Source organism: Paenibacillus xanthanilyticus, from assembly GCF_042682185.1.
Lineage (GTDB): Bacteria > Bacillota > Bacilli > Paenibacillales > Paenibacillaceae > Paenibacillus_Z > Paenibacillus_Z xanthanilyticus.
Genome location: NZ_JBHUHA010000002.1, coordinates 2,296,444 through 2,313,190, shown reverse-complemented (window position 1 = coordinate 2,313,190; position 16,747 = coordinate 2,296,444). Strand labels below are relative to the sequence as shown.

Sequence of the window (16,747 nt, the reverse complement as noted above, 5' to 3'; positions counted from 1 at the left end):
TGTTATTCTCCAGGCACGCATGGAGCTTGCGGCAGGCTGCCCAATACTGGCGCTGAGTGAACCGCCGCCCCTAAGCGCATCCTAATGCGTAACGCCATCCTCGACGACTTCCTTGCGCGACCTGCCGAGCTCCTGCATGCCGTGCGGATGCGCGTTCTCCGGCGCGATCGCGTAGACGGCCGGCTGCGCTTTATACTTGTCGCGCGAGATGCGTTCGACCGCCACCGCTTTGCCGTTCACCAGCTTCGTGCGGAACGTCTCGACGATATAGCCGGTTTTGCCGGGACTCATGAGCAGACGGCTGCCCGGCTGTACGGATGCCGAAGGAATTTCTTTGATGCCAGGGGCGATCTCCTCGACGGTCTTGGACTCGAGCTTGTAGGCGACGTTCTTCGGCAGCGTGCCGAACAGCTTGACCGTCAACTTGCCGCCCGAGGTCTCTGTCCGGATGAGCATATGCTTGCCGGTCGTGTTCTTGAAGCGGAAATCGATCGAACCTTCGGCGAAGGTCGCGTCGCGGCCCATCGGCAGGTACGACACCGGCAGCGAGTGATTGCGCCGATCCGTCATATGAAGTCCGGCCAGCAGCGCCGCGTTATAGAGCGTGCTCGACACTTGGCATATGCCGCCGCCGATGCCGGGGACGAGCTCGCCGTTCAGAATGACGGGCGCCTCCTTGAAGCCGTAGCTTTCCCGGGTCGCCTTAATGACGGTGAGATAATCGAACATTTCGCCGGGGGCCAACTCCCAGTCGTGCAGCGATTTGGCGGCCGAAATGACGTTATGCGCCCGACCCTCGCCGCTCGTGCTGAAGTCGGTCGTGAACGACGCGATCAGCCGCTCGACGCCCTGCGCCTTCAGCTTCGCGAGCGTCACGTTGGGGTGCACGACCGCAAGCGGCAGGGCAATTACGCCCGACGCGGCAATCGGCCTGCCTTGCGCGGTCGCCTCGAGCGCTTGTTCGACCCGCGCGCGGATCGTTGCCGTTAGCGAACGCATGTCCAGCCGATACGCGTCGTGATGCGGCGTATACGAGACGGTGTCGTTCCCCCGGATCGTCCGGGTGGCGTTGACCGGTTCGTGGGCCTCCAGGAAGCCCCACACCGCGCGCACCTTTTGATCCAGCTGCTTCGTATTCCAGGCTATCTTAAGCGTTAACTTGTCGGGAAAATGATACCGGTACTTGGCGCGCGCCCACACGCCGCCTTCCCGCAGCTTGTTAAGCGCCTGCTCGGCGCCCGACGTATCGACGGACAACCCGAGCTCGGCCATCGTCCACGTTCGTTTCACCTGGCTGCTGCCTCTCGTCTGCAGGGATACCGTCATGCCGGTCAAAGCGGCAGCCTGCCGCTTCAACCGTTCTTTCGCGTCGTCGATCGTCATCTCGCCTAGCTCCAGGGCACTCTTGTCCGTTACGCGGAGAACCCCCTCCGATGGTTGAGGTCCCGCCCGCGTCCCCTCCGGCACGACGTCCCGTTTGGCGTACAGCCATAATCCTCCCCATACGACCGAGATTGCCAACAATACCGCAAAAAAGGCAATGCCGATCACATGCCACTTCTTCATGCCTCATCACCTCTGCAAACCCGCGATTATCGATGTATATGCGGACGCGTCGCAAATCTGAATCGCGAATTGGAAAGGAAGCAGCGCTAAATTTTGATTGAACCGTCGGCGAACAAAAAAAGCTATACTAGAACCATAAAGACGAAACGTCGAATGATGGAACCTGAAGACCATCGGCCAGCCGCACGTTTGTCGAAAAATATGCGAAGAACGCATCGTTGCCTTGCATCCGGGCAGCATTAGAATTATGAAAAATGCGGAATGAACCGCTTTACTAGAGGATTTACCCAATTTCTGTCGAATACCAATAAGCTGACTATCTACAGGATGTGATATTGTGATCGAAATGCAGGACGTCTGGAAAACGTACGCGGATGGGACCCATGCCCTGCGCGGCGTTTCCGTTCTTATAGAGCGCAACGAGTTCGTTTACTTGGTCGGTCCTTCGGGAGCGGGCAAGTCGACGTTCATGAAATTGATTTACCGGGAAGAGGTGCCGACCAAAGGCCAGATTTCGGTCAACGGCTTCAACATCGGCAAGCTGAAGCCCCGCAAAATCCCGTTCGTGCGCCGCAACATCGGCGTGATCTTCCAGGATTACCGGCTGCTGCCGAAGCTGACTGCCTACGAGAACATCGCTTTCGCGATGGAGGTCATCGAGGCGCCGCGCCGGATCATCAAGAAGCGGACGATGGAAGTGCTGGAGCTGGTGGGTCTTCGCGGCAAGCACGCTTCCCTGCCCGCGCAGCTGTCGGGCGGCGAGCAGCAGCGGATCGCGATCGCTCGCGCGATCGTGAACAACCCGTCCGTCATCGTAGCGGACGAGCCGACCGGCAACCTGGACCCCGAGACTTCGTGGGGCATCATGAATCTGCTCGAGGAGATCAACTTCCGGGGCACGACGATTATTATGGCCACGCATAACAAGGAGATCGTGAACACGCTGCGCAAGCGCGTCATCGCGATCGAGAACGGCCTGATCGCCCGCGACGTCGTGAGGGGAGATTACGGCTATGAAAATTAGCACGCTGCTTCGTCACTTCCGCGAAGGCGCAAAGAACATTTTACGCAACGGCTGGATGTCGTTCGCTTCGATTAGCTCGATCGTCATTTCCTTGTTCATCCTGGGCGTCTTCCTGCTGCTCGCCCTGAACGTCAACAACCTGGCCAGCCAGATTGAGAGCCAGGTTCAAATTCGCGTGTTCCTGCAGCTGGAGACGTCGCAGGCGACGATCGATTCTTTGCAGACGCAGATCAAAGCGATTCCTGAAGTGAGCCAAGTCGAATTCGTCTCCAAGGAGCAAGGGCTCGAGCTGCTGCGGGAGTCGATGGGCGAGGAGAACGCCGATCTGCTCGAAGGGTACGACAACGAGAACAACCCGCTGCCCGATTCGTTCACGGTCGAGGTGCTCGACCCGCAGACGATTTCGTTCGCCGCGAAGAAGATCGAGGCGCTCGGGCAGACGAGCGAGGCCAATCCTTTCCTGAGCATTAAATACGGCAAAGGGACCGTCGAGAACCTGTTCCGCATCACGAATGCGGTTCGCAACATCGGTCTCGTCATTGTAGGCGGCCTCGCGATCACCGCGATGTTCCTCATTTCGACGACGATCAAGATGACGATTCTCGCCCGCCGTCGCGAGATCAGCATCATGAAGCTGGTCGGTGCGACGAACCATTTTATTCGCTGGCCGTTCTTTATCGAAGGCGCGCTGATCGGCTTGTTCGGCTCCGTCTTGACGACGGTCGTGCTCTTGTTTGGTTATAATCGCTTGATCGAGGCGTCGCAGTTCGACTTCGGCCTCATGATGATCAAGCTGGTGACGTTGAAGGAAGTCGGTTTCTTGGTCAGCGTGCTGCTGGTCGGTCTCGGGACGATGATCGGCATCTGGGGCAGCACCATTTCCGTGCGCAAATATTTGAAAGTATAGGAGGAGTGCTTACGTGAAAAAGGGACTAGCCGTCCTGGCCGTCATATTGCTCGCCGCGTTCGTGTTTCAGCCATACGGGGGGCAGGCCGCATCCTCGCAGGTCGACAAAATCAACAAAGAGCTTCAGAAAGTGCGCGCGCAGATGGAAGCTGCTTCGAAGAGCCGCGTCCAAGCCGATCAATATAAGCAATATTACGAGAAACAAAAGGAGCAGACGACGCAGTCGGTCAACGAGATTTTGGCGCAGATCGACTCCGTCAGCACGCAGATGAGCGGCGTCCAGACACAGATCGAAGCGACGGAATCGAGCTTGCTTAAGGCGGGGGAAGATTTGCAGACGGCTGAGGAACGCATCGTGTCCCGGGACAAAATGCTGCAGTCGCGCATTCGCCTTATGTACACGAACGGTTTCGTCTCGTATATGGACGTGCTGCTCAGCTCCACGAGCTTCACCGATTTCCTCGACCGCTTCGACTCGCTGACGTCGATGCTCGGTCAGGATCGCGATATTCTCGACAACCATAAGAAAGACCAAGCGCTCATCGCCGAGAAGAAAGCCGAGATCGAGAAGCAGCTCGGCCAGGTGCGCACGATGTACGCCAAGCTGGAAGACTACCAAGGATTGTTGGTCGATAAGGAACACCAGAAGGAAGTGCTCGTGCAGCAGCTGAACGAGAAAGTCGAGGAATCCGAGGAGATTAGTGAAGAGCAGGAAGCGCTGCTCATGCAGCTGGCCAAGAAGGTCGCCGACCTCGAAGAGCAGAAGCGCAAAGCGGCGAAGAAGAAGAAAGTGACGTATTACAAGGGCGGCAAGCTCGCCGTTCCGCTGAAAGATTCGTACCGCCTGTCTTCCTCGTACGGTTACCGGACGCACCCGGTCACCGGCAATCGCAAGCTGCACGCGGGCATCGACATGGCAGCGCCGAAAGGCACGCCGATCTACGCGGCTGAGTCCGGCACGGTGCTCGTCGCCCAGAGCTGGAGCGGTTATGGCAACTGCGTCATCATCGACCACGGCAACGGGATGTGGACGCTGTACGGGCATATCCGGACGGGCGGCATCATGGTCGAGAAAGGCCAGTTCGTCAAGCGCGGCCAGAAAATCGCGGAGGTTGGCTCGACGGGCGTTTCAACGGGCAACCATCTGCACTTTGAAGTGCGGATTAACGAGAAGACGGTCGATCCGGCGCCATACTTGAAATAACCCCTGCACTTATCTTACCCTATAAGCAGCGATCATATCGCTCTGCGCGGACAGCCGACATTCTTGTTGGACTCCGAGCCGGGCAAACCGACATGCCGTACCCGTTTCGTAAATAAATGGGTGCGGCTTGTCATATACTAGGAAAGTTGCAACTCGGGTACATACACATAGGACTTACTCAAGGAAGCTGGTGACCACATGCAATTTAGAGGACGTACGGTAGCGGCGTTCGTCGCCCTGACGATGGCGGTGACGGTGCTGGCGACGCTGACGCTCAGCGATCAGTGGGTGGCGCTGGGTAGCGGGAAGCCAACCGCGGCGGCGGACGGTTCGGGCCAATCCGGACTGACCGGCGCGGAAACGGGCAAGCTGGGCGCGGTTATGAACTTGATCGAGCAAAAATATTTCCGCGAAGTCGATCGTGCCAAGGTCGTCGACGGCGCGATCTCGGGCATGATGGAGGCGCTCGGCGACCCGTATTCGGTGTATATGGAGAAGACGAGCGCCCAGCATTTTTCGGAATCGATCGAAGGCTCCTTTACGGGCATCGGAGCCGAAGTGACGCTGCAGGACGGCAAAGTGACCGTCGTCTCGCCGATCAAAGGCTCCCCGGCGGAGAAAGCCGGCGTGCTGGCGAAGGACGTGCTGATCTCCGTCGACGGCGAATCGCTCGAAGGCGTCGCGCTGAGCGACGCGGTGGCGAAGATACGCGGGCCGAAAGGCACCAAGGTGAAGCTCGTCATTGCGCGTGCGGGCGTCTCCACGCCCGTTCACCTCGTGCTCGTGCGGGATGACATCGATTACGAAACCGTCTACGCGAATTTGCGGGATGATGGCGTCGGCGTCATCGAGATCCGTCAGTTCTCGCTCAACACGGGCGAGCGGTTCCTGGAGGAGCTGGCGTCGCTGGAGAAGAAGGGGATGAAGGGACTCGTCATCGACGTGCGCAATAACCCGGGCGGCGTGCTGCCGGTCGTCGTGTCGATCGCCCAGCCGTTCGTGCCGAAGGGCAAGCCGATCGTCATGGTCGAAGATCGCACGGGCGAGCGCGAGAAGACGTTGTCCAAAGGGACGGGCAAGGACTATCCGGTCGCGGTGCTCATGAACAAAGGCAGCGCGAGCGCGTCGGAAGTGCTCGCCGGAGCGCTCAAGGAAGCGGGCGGCGCGGTGCTGGTCGGCGAGACGTCGTTCGGCAAAGGCACGGTGCAAGTCAGCTACGACAAGGCAACGGGCGACGGCAGTCTGGTCAAAATGACGATTGCGAAGTGGCTCACGCCGGACGGCAACTGGGTGCATGAGAAGGGGCTCAAGCCGGACATCGAGTCGCTGCCGCCGGATTATTACACGGTTGCCCGTCTGTCCAAGGCGAAGACGCTGGCACCGGATACGATCGGCGAAGACAATCGGAGTCTGCAGATTATGCTGGCCGCGCTCGGCTACAAGATCGACCGCAAGGACGGCTACTTCTCCGCGAAGACAGCCGAGGCCGTGAAGCAGTTCCAGAAGCAGGCGCAGCTTCCGGTCACGGGCGAGGTTGACAAGACGACGGCCGAGAAGTTCGAAGAGGCGCTCATCGCGCTCATCCGGAACGAGCAGAATGATAGCCAGTTGAACAAGGCAATCCAAGTCGTCTCGCAGAAAGCCGCGAAATAGAAAGCCAAGGCAGGATTTTATGTCTAGGATGTCGAATGTATGGAAGGTTGAAGCTTTGCGCCTAACGGCGCGGCTCAGCCTTCTTTTTATTTGAAATCCAGCTTTAGACGATTTCGGTTTTTGAAGACAACCATGTTTAAATTTACGGTGATTGCGTATTTTGTATGTTTACATAGCTGATCGCGCCGGCCGTAGAGTGCGCGACAGCCGTTTCACTTTGAGCTATCCAGTCAATCGCGCGACTTTCGAAGGAGTGAACGCTTTGGACGCGGCTTTGGATCTGCTCCGGCAGACGTTGGAAGGGATCGGGCAGCTGCTGTTGTCGCCTTTCTATTATGTGGGAATTTTGCTGGTCATGCTTCAATATAGGAGGCAGACGCTGTTGGAGCGGGCGCTCTTCCACGTTCGGCTGCACGCATGGCCGCTGCAGCTCATCCGCACGGTCGTCGCGGGTCTGCTGGCGGGCGCGCTCGTATCGGTCGCGGGACTGTTCCTCGGGATTAACGTCACGGGCGAAGCCGTGCTCTGGATGTGGGGGATCGCCGTGCTGCTCGCAGCGCTATCGGTCCGGTACCTCTGCTTCGCTTACAGCGTCGGGGTGCTCGGCGTGCTGCAATTCATCGTCGGTTGGACGCCGCTCGCGGAGCAGCCGAATTGGATCGGGGACGCGGCCGTTTCGCTGGCGTCGCTGGACATTCCAGGTCTGCTCGTCCTTGTGGCGGTCATGCACGTGGCGGAGGCGATTCTCGTTGGCTCGCAGGGAGCTGGATTCGCCAGTCCCCTCTTCCTCGAGGGAAAACGGGGCAAGCTGGTGGGCGGCTATATGCTGCAGGGTTTTTGGCCGGTCCCGCTCGTGCTGCTCGTACCGGGTTCGGGAGCGGGAGAGGCGCTGCCTTGGCAGACGCTGCTCGGCGGCGGATGGACGCAGAGCGGTCAATGGGCGCTGCTCGGTTTTCCGATGATGATCGGGTTCTCGGAATTGACGCGCACGATGCTCCCTCAGGAGGCGGCGAAGGCCGCGGCGCGCAAGCTGGTCTGGTATGGCCTTATTGTGGGCGGAGCGGCCGTAGGCGCCGCATATTGGTCGCCGCTTACGCTCCCTGCAGCCATTGCCGCGCTGCTGCTGCACGAGGCGATGGTTTGGCTGAGCCTGCTTCAGGAGGAACGGCGCAGTCCTTATTACGTCAACGATGGCAGAGGCCTGCGCGTGCTTGCGGTCATTCCGGGTACGCCAGCCGAGCAGCTCGGCATCGCGGCCGGGGAGATTTTGCACAAGGTGAACGGCTTGCCCGTCCGGACGAAGGAAGAGCTGCATGCCGCGCTTCACGTCAATTCGGCATTCTGCAAGCTCGAGGTGCTCAACCTGGAGGGGCATGTGAAGTTTCTGCAGCGGGCGCGCTATGCGAACGAACATCATCAGCTTGGCGTTGTGCTGGCCCCGGACGATCGGGCGGGCATGTACGCCGTGCCGAAGCCGGTGTCGCTGTTCGGGCTGCTCAAGGCCAGGAACCAGGCGAAGGAACGGGGAACAACGACGCATATGTAGCGGGATAGACGGGCGGGGCGAGGAGCCGTACGGGGGAGAAGTCCTGCCGGGCGGCTTTCTCTTTGCCCCGGAATGGCAGATGGGGCACTCAGCCACACTAGACATGAAACGGGGGATCGACAATGAATCGAGAGGACATCGAGCGCATCGAGTTGGAGATCGCCGTGTTCGTCCGCCGGGCGGAAGCGGCGAGGATCGCATATTTGAAATACAAGGATTTCGACCGTTCCACTTATCTGCTCCTGCACCGTCTCGACGAGAAGGGAGCCCAGGGCATCAAAGCGCTCGCCGATGCGTTCCAACTGGATCTGTCCACGCTCAGCCGGCAGACGGCGTCGTTGGAAGCGAAGGGGTTCGTCGAGCGCAAATCGGACGTCCGCGATGCGAGGATCAACCTGCTTCACATCACGCCATACGGCCGCGAGCAGCTGTACGAAGTGCGCGAGGCGCGGCAGGAGCTGTTCGGCAAATTGCTGGGCGACTGGTCCGACGAAGAGCGACGCTCGCTGGGCGAATTGCTGGAGAAATTCAACCGGACGACCGAACATTATTTGGCACTAAAGTAAGGCAGCCTTTTTTGACGGAAAGGCTGCTTTCGCGATATTTAGTTGTATGGCGCAACATTATAACGTGAATGGTGGAGGGGGAGGAACGGCTTGGAGCCGCGCCTCCTTTTTATTTTGGCGGGCAATTGCAACGGAGGAACGAAACCGATATAATGAGATGGATGAGAACACATATTCTTATGTTGTCCCGTTGCTGTTAATTTCAGCAAGTTATTTAGAGGGACTTAATCGATATAACCGTCTAACCTAGCGGTGTTTATGGGTATACCAAATCATAGAGCCTTTTGATAGAGGCGCGGGAACGGGGGTACGGAATCATGAGCGGAAGCAGCGAGGACAAGCGGATTTTTCAGTTGAAATCGCCTTACACGCCGCAGGGCGATCAGCCGGAGGCGATACGCCAGCTGGTGGAGGGCGTGGAGAAGGGCATGAAGCATCAGACGCTGCTCGGCGCGACGGGCACGGGTAAGACGTACACGATCGCCAATACGATCGCGGCCTTGAATCGCCCGACGCTTGTCATTGCGCACAACAAGACACTGGCAGCGCAGTTGTGCAGCGAGTTCAAGGAATTTTTCCCGGATAACGCGGTATCGTATTTCGTTAGTTACTACGACTACTTCCAGCCTGAAGCCTACATCCCGTCCACGGATACGTACATCGAGAAGGATTCCAGCATCAACGACGAGATCGACAAGCTGCGTCACTCCGCGACGAGCTCCCTGTTCGAGCGACGCGACGTCATCATCGTCGCCTCGGTCTCCTGTATATACGGCCTCGGTTCGCCGAAGGAATACGGCAACCTGGTGCTGTCGCTGCGCGTCGGGATGGAGAAGTCGCGCGATCTGATTCTTCACAAGCTCGTCGACATTCAGTATCAGCGCAACGATATCAACTTCGTGCGGGGCACGTTCCGCGTGCGCGGCGACATCATCGAGATTTTCCCGGTTGCGAACAACGAGCGGGCGATGCGCGTGGAGCTGTTCGGCGACGAGATCGAGCGCATTACGGAGATTGACGTGCTGACGGGCGAGATTGTCGGCGAGCGCGATCATGTCGCGATTTTCCCGGCGTCCCACTTCGTTACCCAGGAAGAGACGATGCGCGTGGCGCTGAAGAATATCGAAGCCGAGCTGGAAGCGCGGCTGGCCGAGCTGCGCGAGCAGGGTAAGCTGCTGGAGGCGCAGCGGCTGGAGCAGCGCACGCGGTACGACATCGAGATGATGCAGGAGATGGGCTTCTGTTCCGGCATCGAGAACTACTCCGGGCCGCTCACGTTCCGCGAGCGAGGGGCGACGCCGTATACGCTGCTGGATTATTTCCCGGACGATATGCTGTTCGTCATCGACGAGTCGCACGTGACGCTCCCGCAGATTAGAGCGATGTACAACGGCGACCGGGCGCGGAAGGAAGTGCTGGTCGACCACGGATTCCGATTGCCGTCGGCAATGGATAACCGTCCGCTTCGATTCGAGGAATTCGAGGGGAAGATTACCCAGATGATCTACGTCTCCGCTACGCCGGGACCGTACGAGATGGAGCACTGCCCGACGATGGTCGAGCAGATCATCCGTCCGACGGGACTGCTCGATCCGATTATCGAAGTCCGCCCGACCAAGGGGCAGATCGACGACCTGCTCGGCGAAGTCCGGGATCGGATCGCGAAGGATGAGCGGGTGCTGCTGACGACGCTGACGAAGAAGATGGCCGAGGATCTGACCGACTATCTGAAGGAGGTCGGCATCAAGGTCCGCTATCTGCATTCGGACATCAAGACGCTGGAGCGCATGGCGATCCTTCGCGATTTGCGGCTGGGCACCTTCCACGTGCTGGTCGGCATCAACCTGCTGCGGGAAGGCCTCGACCTGCCGGAAGTATCGCTCGTGGCCATCTTGGATGCCGATAAGGAAGGCTTCCTCCGGTCCGAGCGTTCCCTCATCCAGACGATCGGTCGGGCGGCGCGGAACTCCGAAGGGCGCGTCATTATGTACGCCGACAAGATTACCGACTCCATGGATAAGGCGATCAAGGAGACGGAGCGGCGGCGTACCCTGCAGATCGCGAATAACGAACGGCTCGGCATTACGCCGCAGACGATCCGCAAGCGGGTGCACGACATCATTGAAGCGACGAAGGTAGCCGAGCAGAAGAGCGATTACTTGGCGGGCGTCGGCACGGCGAAGATGTCCAAGAAGGACCGTCAGTCCCTCATCCAGCGTCTGGAGGCCGAGATGAAGGAAGCGGCGAAGAACCTGCAGTTCGAGCGGGCCGCAGAGCTGCGCGACGCGCTTTTGGAGCTGCGCGCGGACGCGGGTTAACGACATATCATCACGATAATCAGCGGCGAATGTCTGTTAACAGGCATCGCCGCTTTGCATAGCGGGAGTAGGTACGTCCGTCAGCAGTGGATGGGCGGGAAGCAATGTTTAACCAAGGATACGAGGGCCGGGCGGCACGGATGTGCGCGCATATGGCTGGACGTACAGGAGGAGAGAAACCAAGTGGCAAGCGAATCGATCGTAATTAAAGGGGCGAGAGCCCATAACCTGAAGAATATCGACGTCACGATACCGCGGGACAAGTTCGTCGTCCTGACGGGACTGAGCGGATCCGGCAAGTCCTCTCTGGCCTTCGATACGATTTACGCCGAGGGGCAGCGCCGCTACGTGGAGTCGTTATCGGCCTACGCACGTCAGTTTCTGGGGCAGATGGAGAAGCCGGACGTCGATTCGATCGACGGTCTGTCGCCGGCGATTTCCATCGACCAGAAGACGACCAGCCGCAATCCGCGTTCGACCGTCGGCACGGTCACGGAGATTTACGACTACATGCGTCTGCTGTTCGCCCGGATCGGCAAGCCGCATTGTCCGGAGCACGGCATAGAGATTACGTCGCAGACCGTGGAGCAGATGGTGGATCGTATCATGGAATATCCGGAGCGGACCAAGCTGCAAATTTTGGCGCCGATCGTCTCCGGCCGCAAGGGCGAGCATTCCAAATTGCTGGCCGACGTGCAGAAGCAAGGATTCGTTCGGGTGCGCGTGAACGGCGAGATGCGCGAGTTGAGCGAGAAGATCGAGCTTGAGAAGAACAAGAAACATAATATCGAGGTCGTCGTCGACCGGATCGTCGTCAAGGATGATATCCAGACGAGGCTTGCCGACTCGATCGAGACGGCGCTTAAGCTGTCGGACGGCAAGGTGCTCATCGACGTCATGGAGAAGGAAGAGCTCATGTTCAGCTCGAATTTGGCTTGCCCGGAATGCGGATTCAGCATCGATGAACTCGCGCCGCGGATGTTTTCCTTCAACAGTCCGTTCGGTGCATGCCCGGATTGCGACGGATTGGGCGCGAAGATGATTGTCGATCCGGACCTGCTCGTACCGGACGCGAGCCGCTCGATCGAAGAAGGCGCGTTCGAAGCTTGGGCGGGCAGCACGTCGAACTACTATCCGCAGTTTCTTGAGGCGGTGTGCGTACATTTCGGCATTCCGCGCGACGTGCCGGTCGGCGAGCTGACGAGCGAGCAGATGAAGAAGCTGATGTACGGAACGGGCGGCGAACGGGTGCGTTTCCGCTACGAGAACGATTTCGGGATGGCGAAGGAAGCGTACGTGCCGTTCGAGGGCATCGTGCATAACCTGGAGCGCCGCTATCGGGAGACGGCTTCGGATGGCATCCGGGAGTACATCGAGCAATATATGAGCGCCAAGCCGTGCGGAGGCTGCAAGGGCCAACGTCTTCGCAAGGAAAGCTTGGCCGTCACCGTGGGCAAGCAAAATATTTCGCATGTGACATCGCTCTCGATCGGCGGGGCGCAGCAATTTTTCGATCAGCTCGACCTGAGCGAGAAGGACCGCACGATCGCGAATTTGATCCTGAAGGAAATCAACAGCCGTCTGGGCTTCTTGACGAACGTAGGCTTGGAGTATTTGACGCTCAGCCGCGCGGCGGGGACGCTCTCGGGCGGCGAAGCGCAGCGGATCCGCTTGGCCACGCAGATCGGTTCGAGCTTGATGGGCGTGCTCTATATTTTGGACGAGCCGAGCATCGGACTTCATCAGCGCGATAACGACAAGCTGATCAAGACGCTCGAGCATATGCGGAACCTCGGCAACACCCTCATCGTCGTCGAACACGACGAAGACACGATGATGGCCGCGGATTACATCATTGACGTCGGTCCGGGCGCCGGCGTTCATGGTGGACGCATTATCGCGCAGGGGACGCCGGAAGAAGTCATGAAGAACGAGAACTCCCTGACCGGCGCCTACCTGAGCGGCCGCAAGTTCATTCCGGTGCCGCTCAAGCGCCGCTCGACTGGCGATAAGTGGCTGGAAGTGCGCGGGGCGAAGGAGAACAACCTGCGCGGGGTGAACGTCAAGATTCCGCTCGGCGTATTCGCTGCGGTCACCGGCGTGTCCGGTTCCGGCAAGTCGACACTCGTGAACGAGATTCTGTACAAGACGCTGGCACGCGATCTGAACAAGGCCCGTGTGCGTCCCGGCGAGCACAAGGAGATTCGGGGTCTGGAGCATATCGACAAGGTTATCGACATTGACCAATCGCCGATCGGCCGCACGCCGCGCTCCAACCCGGCTACGTACACGGGCGTATTCGACGACATCCGCGATCTGTACGCGTCTACGAACGAGGCGAAGGTGCGGGGATACAAGAAGGGCCGGTTCAGCTTCAATGTCAAGGGCGGCCGCTGCGAGTCCTGCCGCGGCGATGGCATTATCAAGATCGAGATGCACTTCCTCCCCGACGTGTACGTCCCGTGCGAGGTGTGCAAGGGCAAGCGTTACAACCGGGAGACGCTTGAGGTGAAGTACAAAGGCAAGAGCATCGCGGAAGTGCTGGAGTTGACGATCGAGAACGCGACCGAATTTTTCGTGAACGTGCCGCGCATCCACCGCAAGCTCCAGACGCTGATGGACGTCGGTCTCGGCTATATGGATCTGGGTCAGCCGGCGACCACGCTTTCCGGCGGCGAAGCGCAGCGCGTCAAGCTGGCTGCGGAGCTGTACCGCCGCAGCACGGGCAAGACGATGTACATTCTCGACGAGCCGACGACCGGACTTCACGTAGACGATATCGACCGGCTGCTTGTCGTCCTTCATCGATTGGTCGAATCCGGCGAGTCCGTCCTCGTCATCGAGCACAATTTGGACGTCATCAAGACGGCCGACTATTTAATCGACCTGGGTCCCGAAGGCGGCAGCGGAGGCGGCACGATCGTCGCGACCGGCGCGCCGGAGCAGGTCGTCAAGGTAGAAGGTTCCTATACGGGCCGTTATTTGAAGCCGGTCTTGGAGCGGGACCGCAAGCGGACGGAAGAAGCGCATCGCGCCGCCGAGACGGTAGCGGCCGCGCAGGCCGAATAGCAGTAACATGCCGGTTCGGCAGGCGTGCCGATTGGTTGCAAGCGTGGATCGTGCGCCTTACGCATGCGGGTTAGAGCGCTAGATAACCGTTCGGGTATGGCGACAACGCGGGAGGATTGCCCGCCCGACGCGTCCAAGGCATCTTGTCCGCTCGCACGGCGAGGTGCCTATCCGGAAGAGGCCCCTACTGCGTCTATCGCAGCAGGGGCCTCTTTTGCGTTCGCGGCGATCAGCCTAGAATATACTGGCTCAACTTCGCGTAGATCTCATTAATATTGACCTGCTTATTGAATTTCTTGACGATCGGCATCGACTGGCCGCTTAGCCAGATTTTCAATTCCGCGTCAAGGTCGAACGTGCCCGCGCTCTCGCGGGAGAAGCGGATAATACTTTTGTACGGAATCGAGAGGAGTTCCGTCTTGTTGCCCGTAACGCCCTGCTTGTCGATCAGGATGAGTCGCTTGTTCGTGAAGACGATGCCGTCCCGAAACACCTTGTACGCTTTCTCGACCTGCTCGCCAGGCGTCAGAACAGGGCGGAGCTCCTGCTGAATTTCGCCGACCGGTATTTCCGATGCATTCCCCATCATGCTGTCGAACAGTCCCATGAAAATCGCTCCCTTGGGCCTTATAAGGCTCTATTTTCAGTTTATGTGTCTTGCGTTGCGGAAATGCGGATGCTAAACCAACTGAATACCTCTCTTCTGTGAGGATGAGTTGCTGCAGGAGGCCATTGTCGAGTGACGCTGGCGGACGAGTAAGTGAAATGCTGGGTTAGTCTGTTATAAACATTGCCGCTGATGGACAATTTATTGTTACAGGGAAGAATGAAGCAATCAAGGCTCATCAAGCAGAAGTCATGGATATAAAGCGTATCCGAGCGTCATCACGAGTCACTCGACGAGGACGGCAAGCGGACAGCCGGTTTCAATCGCGCTGTTCCCTAAAGTTTGAAGTTGTTCGCCTTCAACGATGGGTTCACGTAATGATTACCGGAGTGTGAAGTTGACTATCTGAATCTCGCATTCGATTGTGACGGATTCTTCAACGGCGGCCCCTTACTTTTGTACAAAGAATAGCAAAAAATGAGGGGCATGCCTTAAAATCGAATCGTCAAGCGTGAAATGGTGACAAACTTGTTACGAATGTGAATATGGACTTGCCAGACTGACCGGTAAAAGCTAACATTAAGTTAATATAGGCTACGTGCGAAAATAAGGAGGTCCCCTATGTTTTATCTCGCAGAGGAAGCTGCTGCGGAAGCGGCAACATCGACAAGTCTGTTCGATCCGTACGACATCGTGATGCTTCTCTTTACGATCGTCATCTTGATTGGCCTCTTCCGTTTGGTGAAGCAGCGCAACAAGAACTATTTTGCAATCGGCTTCACGCTTCTTGCCGCCGGCGTATTCCTGTTCTCGGACTACGTCATGATCCAAGGCTGGTAATCAGCTGCTGATCTTCAGCTACTGCAAGCTTTACCCGATATAGCCGCCGGTACCCGGATTTCCCCGGATGCCGGCGGCTTTTCTATGTAAACGATACGACAAGCCCCATTGTTCGGCGGAAGTTCCTTCCGCCGAACAATGGGGCTATTAATCGTTGCTATGAAGCTGGGCTTACACCCACCACATCTCGCCGAGCGGCTCGCGAATCAGCACCTGCTGGAGGTTCTGAACCGCTTTGGTGAAGCCTTCGTCGACGGACATGAGACCGTCTTCATGCTCGATGCTCACGACATAATCGTAGCCGACCAGACGCAGCGCGCTGATGATGTCTGCCCATGTTTTCAGGTCGTGCCCGAAGCCGACCGTGCGGAACTGCCAAGCGCGGTCCAGCATAAGCGCATAAGACTGCATATCCGTTACGCCGTGCTTGTTGACGTTGATCGGGTCGATCGACGTGTCCTTCGCGTGGAAGTGATGAATCGCGCCGGCGCGGCCGAGAATATGGATCGCTTGCACCGGATCGATGCCTTGCCACCACATGTGGCTCGGGTCGAGGTTGGCGCCGATGGCGTCGCCTGCGGCTTCACGCAGACGAAGCAGCGTAGCTGGGCTGTGGACGGAGAAGCCGCCGTGCAGCTCGAGACCGATTTTCACGTTGTTCTCGGTTGCCAGCTTCGCGATTTCGGTCCAGTAGGGGATAACCTTCTCTTCCCATTGCCACTTCAGAATATCCTGGAATTCGTTCGGCCAAGGCGCGACTGGCCAGTTCGGGTATTTCGCGTCCTCATGGTCGCCCGGGCAGCCGGAGAACGTATTGACAACCGGAACGCCGAGCTTGCCGGCGAGTACGATCGTTTTGCGGATAATGGCGTCATGCTCGCTGGAGATCGCTTTTTGCGGGTGGAGCGGATTTGCATGACAGCTGAGGGCGCTGATCGTCAGGCCGCGGGAAGTGACCGCTTCCTTGAACGCGTTCAGTTTGCTCTCGTCGGCCAGCAGGACGTCCGGATCGCAATGCGCGTTGCCCGGATAGCCGCCCGTTCCGATTTCAATGGCTTCGAGGCCTTTCGACGCGATATAGTCGAGTGCTTCTTCAAAAGGTTTCTGTGCGAACAGCACAGCAAAAACACCAAGTTTCATGGATCGATAAACCTCCCAAAATGAGATGTGCAAGAATGGTTTCATTATAACATGACCAGACGGGCGGCATAGCGATCAATGGACAGAATGGCAAAATCACACAATAAAAGGGCAAAAAGATAAAAGCGCTGTCATGCGGAAGCCGCAAGGAATAAGGGAAAATCGATAAATAGGTGAGAATCGGCTCGGGTCAAAATCGTATCCAAACCCATAGCCCAACCTTCGCAGGCACGTATTGGTTTAGGTGGACGCAAGAAATAGTAGTAACCTCATTATGCTAAAAGTACAAAGGACAAAGGATGAAATC

12 protein-coding genes are annotated in these 16,747 nt (G+C 58.1%); 9 read left to right on the top strand and 3 right to left on the bottom strand.

Features of this window, described 5'->3' with window-relative positions:
- Positions 1–81: 81 nt before the first annotated feature.
- Positions 82–1,566: a VanW family protein gene (locus ACFSKT_RS27755; protein WP_377720671.1), complete on the bottom strand. Its 1,485-nt coding sequence runs from the start codon at positions 1,564–1,566 to the stop codon at positions 82–84.
- 337 nt (positions 1,567–1,903) lie between these two features.
- Here ACFSKT_RS27755 and ftsE point away from each other — a divergent pair, with 337 nt between their 5' ends.
- From ftsE to uvrA, 8 genes are all read left to right on the top strand, one after another.
- Positions 1,904–2,590, top strand: coding sequence for a cell division ATP-binding protein FtsE (gene ftsE, locus ACFSKT_RS27750; protein WP_377720672.1), 687 nt, complete (start codon positions 1,904–1,906; stop codon positions 2,588–2,590).
- Entirely contained in the window at positions 2,580–3,497 is a 918-nt protein-coding gene (ftsX, locus tag ACFSKT_RS27745) for a permease-like cell division protein FtsX (protein ID WP_377720673.1), read from the top strand. Before ftsE ends, ftsX begins: the two co-directional genes overlap by 11 nt.
- 13 nt (positions 3,498–3,510) lie before the next feature.
- A complete protein-coding gene (locus ACFSKT_RS27740) occupies positions 3,511–4,701 on the top strand; it encodes a murein hydrolase activator EnvC family protein (RefSeq protein WP_377720674.1) in 1,191 nt (396 codons plus the stop codon).
- Positions 4,702–4,899: 198 nt separating this feature from the next.
- Positions 4,900–6,354: a S41 family peptidase gene (locus ACFSKT_RS27735; protein ID WP_377720675.1), complete on the top strand. Its 1,455-nt coding sequence runs from the start codon at positions 4,900–4,902 to the stop codon at positions 6,352–6,354.
- Between the two features lie 262 nt (positions 6,355–6,616).
- Positions 6,617–7,900, top strand: a complete 1,284-nt coding sequence (locus ACFSKT_RS27730) for a PDZ domain-containing protein (RefSeq protein WP_377720676.1) — start codon at positions 6,617–6,619, stop codon at positions 7,898–7,900.
- Positions 7,901–8,022: 122 nt separating this feature from the next.
- Positions 8,023–8,466, top strand: coding sequence for a MarR family winged helix-turn-helix transcriptional regulator (locus ACFSKT_RS27725; RefSeq protein WP_377720677.1), 444 nt, complete (start codon positions 8,023–8,025; stop codon positions 8,464–8,466).
- Between the two features lie 317 nt (positions 8,467–8,783).
- Positions 8,784–10,784 (top strand): excinuclease ABC subunit UvrB, encoded by a 2,001-nt coding sequence (gene uvrB / locus ACFSKT_RS27720; RefSeq protein WP_377720678.1) that lies wholly within the window; start codon positions 8,784–8,786, stop codon positions 10,782–10,784.
- A gap of 183 nt (positions 10,785–10,967) precedes the next feature.
- On the top strand, positions 10,968–13,853 hold the full coding sequence (uvrA, locus tag ACFSKT_RS27715; protein WP_377720679.1) for an excinuclease ABC subunit UvrA: 2,886 nt from the start codon (positions 10,968–10,970) through the stop codon (positions 13,851–13,853).
- Between the two features lie 229 nt (positions 13,854–14,082).
- Here uvrA and ACFSKT_RS27710 read toward each other — a convergent pair whose 3' ends face one another.
- Entirely contained in the window at positions 14,083–14,460 is a 378-nt protein-coding gene (locus ACFSKT_RS27710; RefSeq protein ID WP_377720680.1) for a PH domain-containing protein, read from the bottom strand.
- Between the two features lie 621 nt (positions 14,461–15,081).
- Here ACFSKT_RS27710 and ACFSKT_RS27705 point away from each other — a divergent pair.
- A complete protein-coding gene (locus ACFSKT_RS27705) occupies positions 15,082–15,300 on the top strand; it encodes a DUF2759 family protein (protein WP_377720681.1) in 219 nt (72 codons plus the stop codon).
- A gap of 171 nt (positions 15,301–15,471) precedes the next feature.
- Here ACFSKT_RS27705 and ACFSKT_RS27700 read toward each other — a convergent pair whose 3' ends face one another.
- On the bottom strand, positions 15,472–16,440 hold the full coding sequence (locus tag ACFSKT_RS27700) for a sugar phosphate isomerase/epimerase family protein (protein ID WP_377720682.1): 969 nt from the start codon (positions 16,438–16,440) through the stop codon (positions 15,472–15,474).
- Between the last annotated feature and the right edge of the window lie 307 nt (positions 16,441–16,747).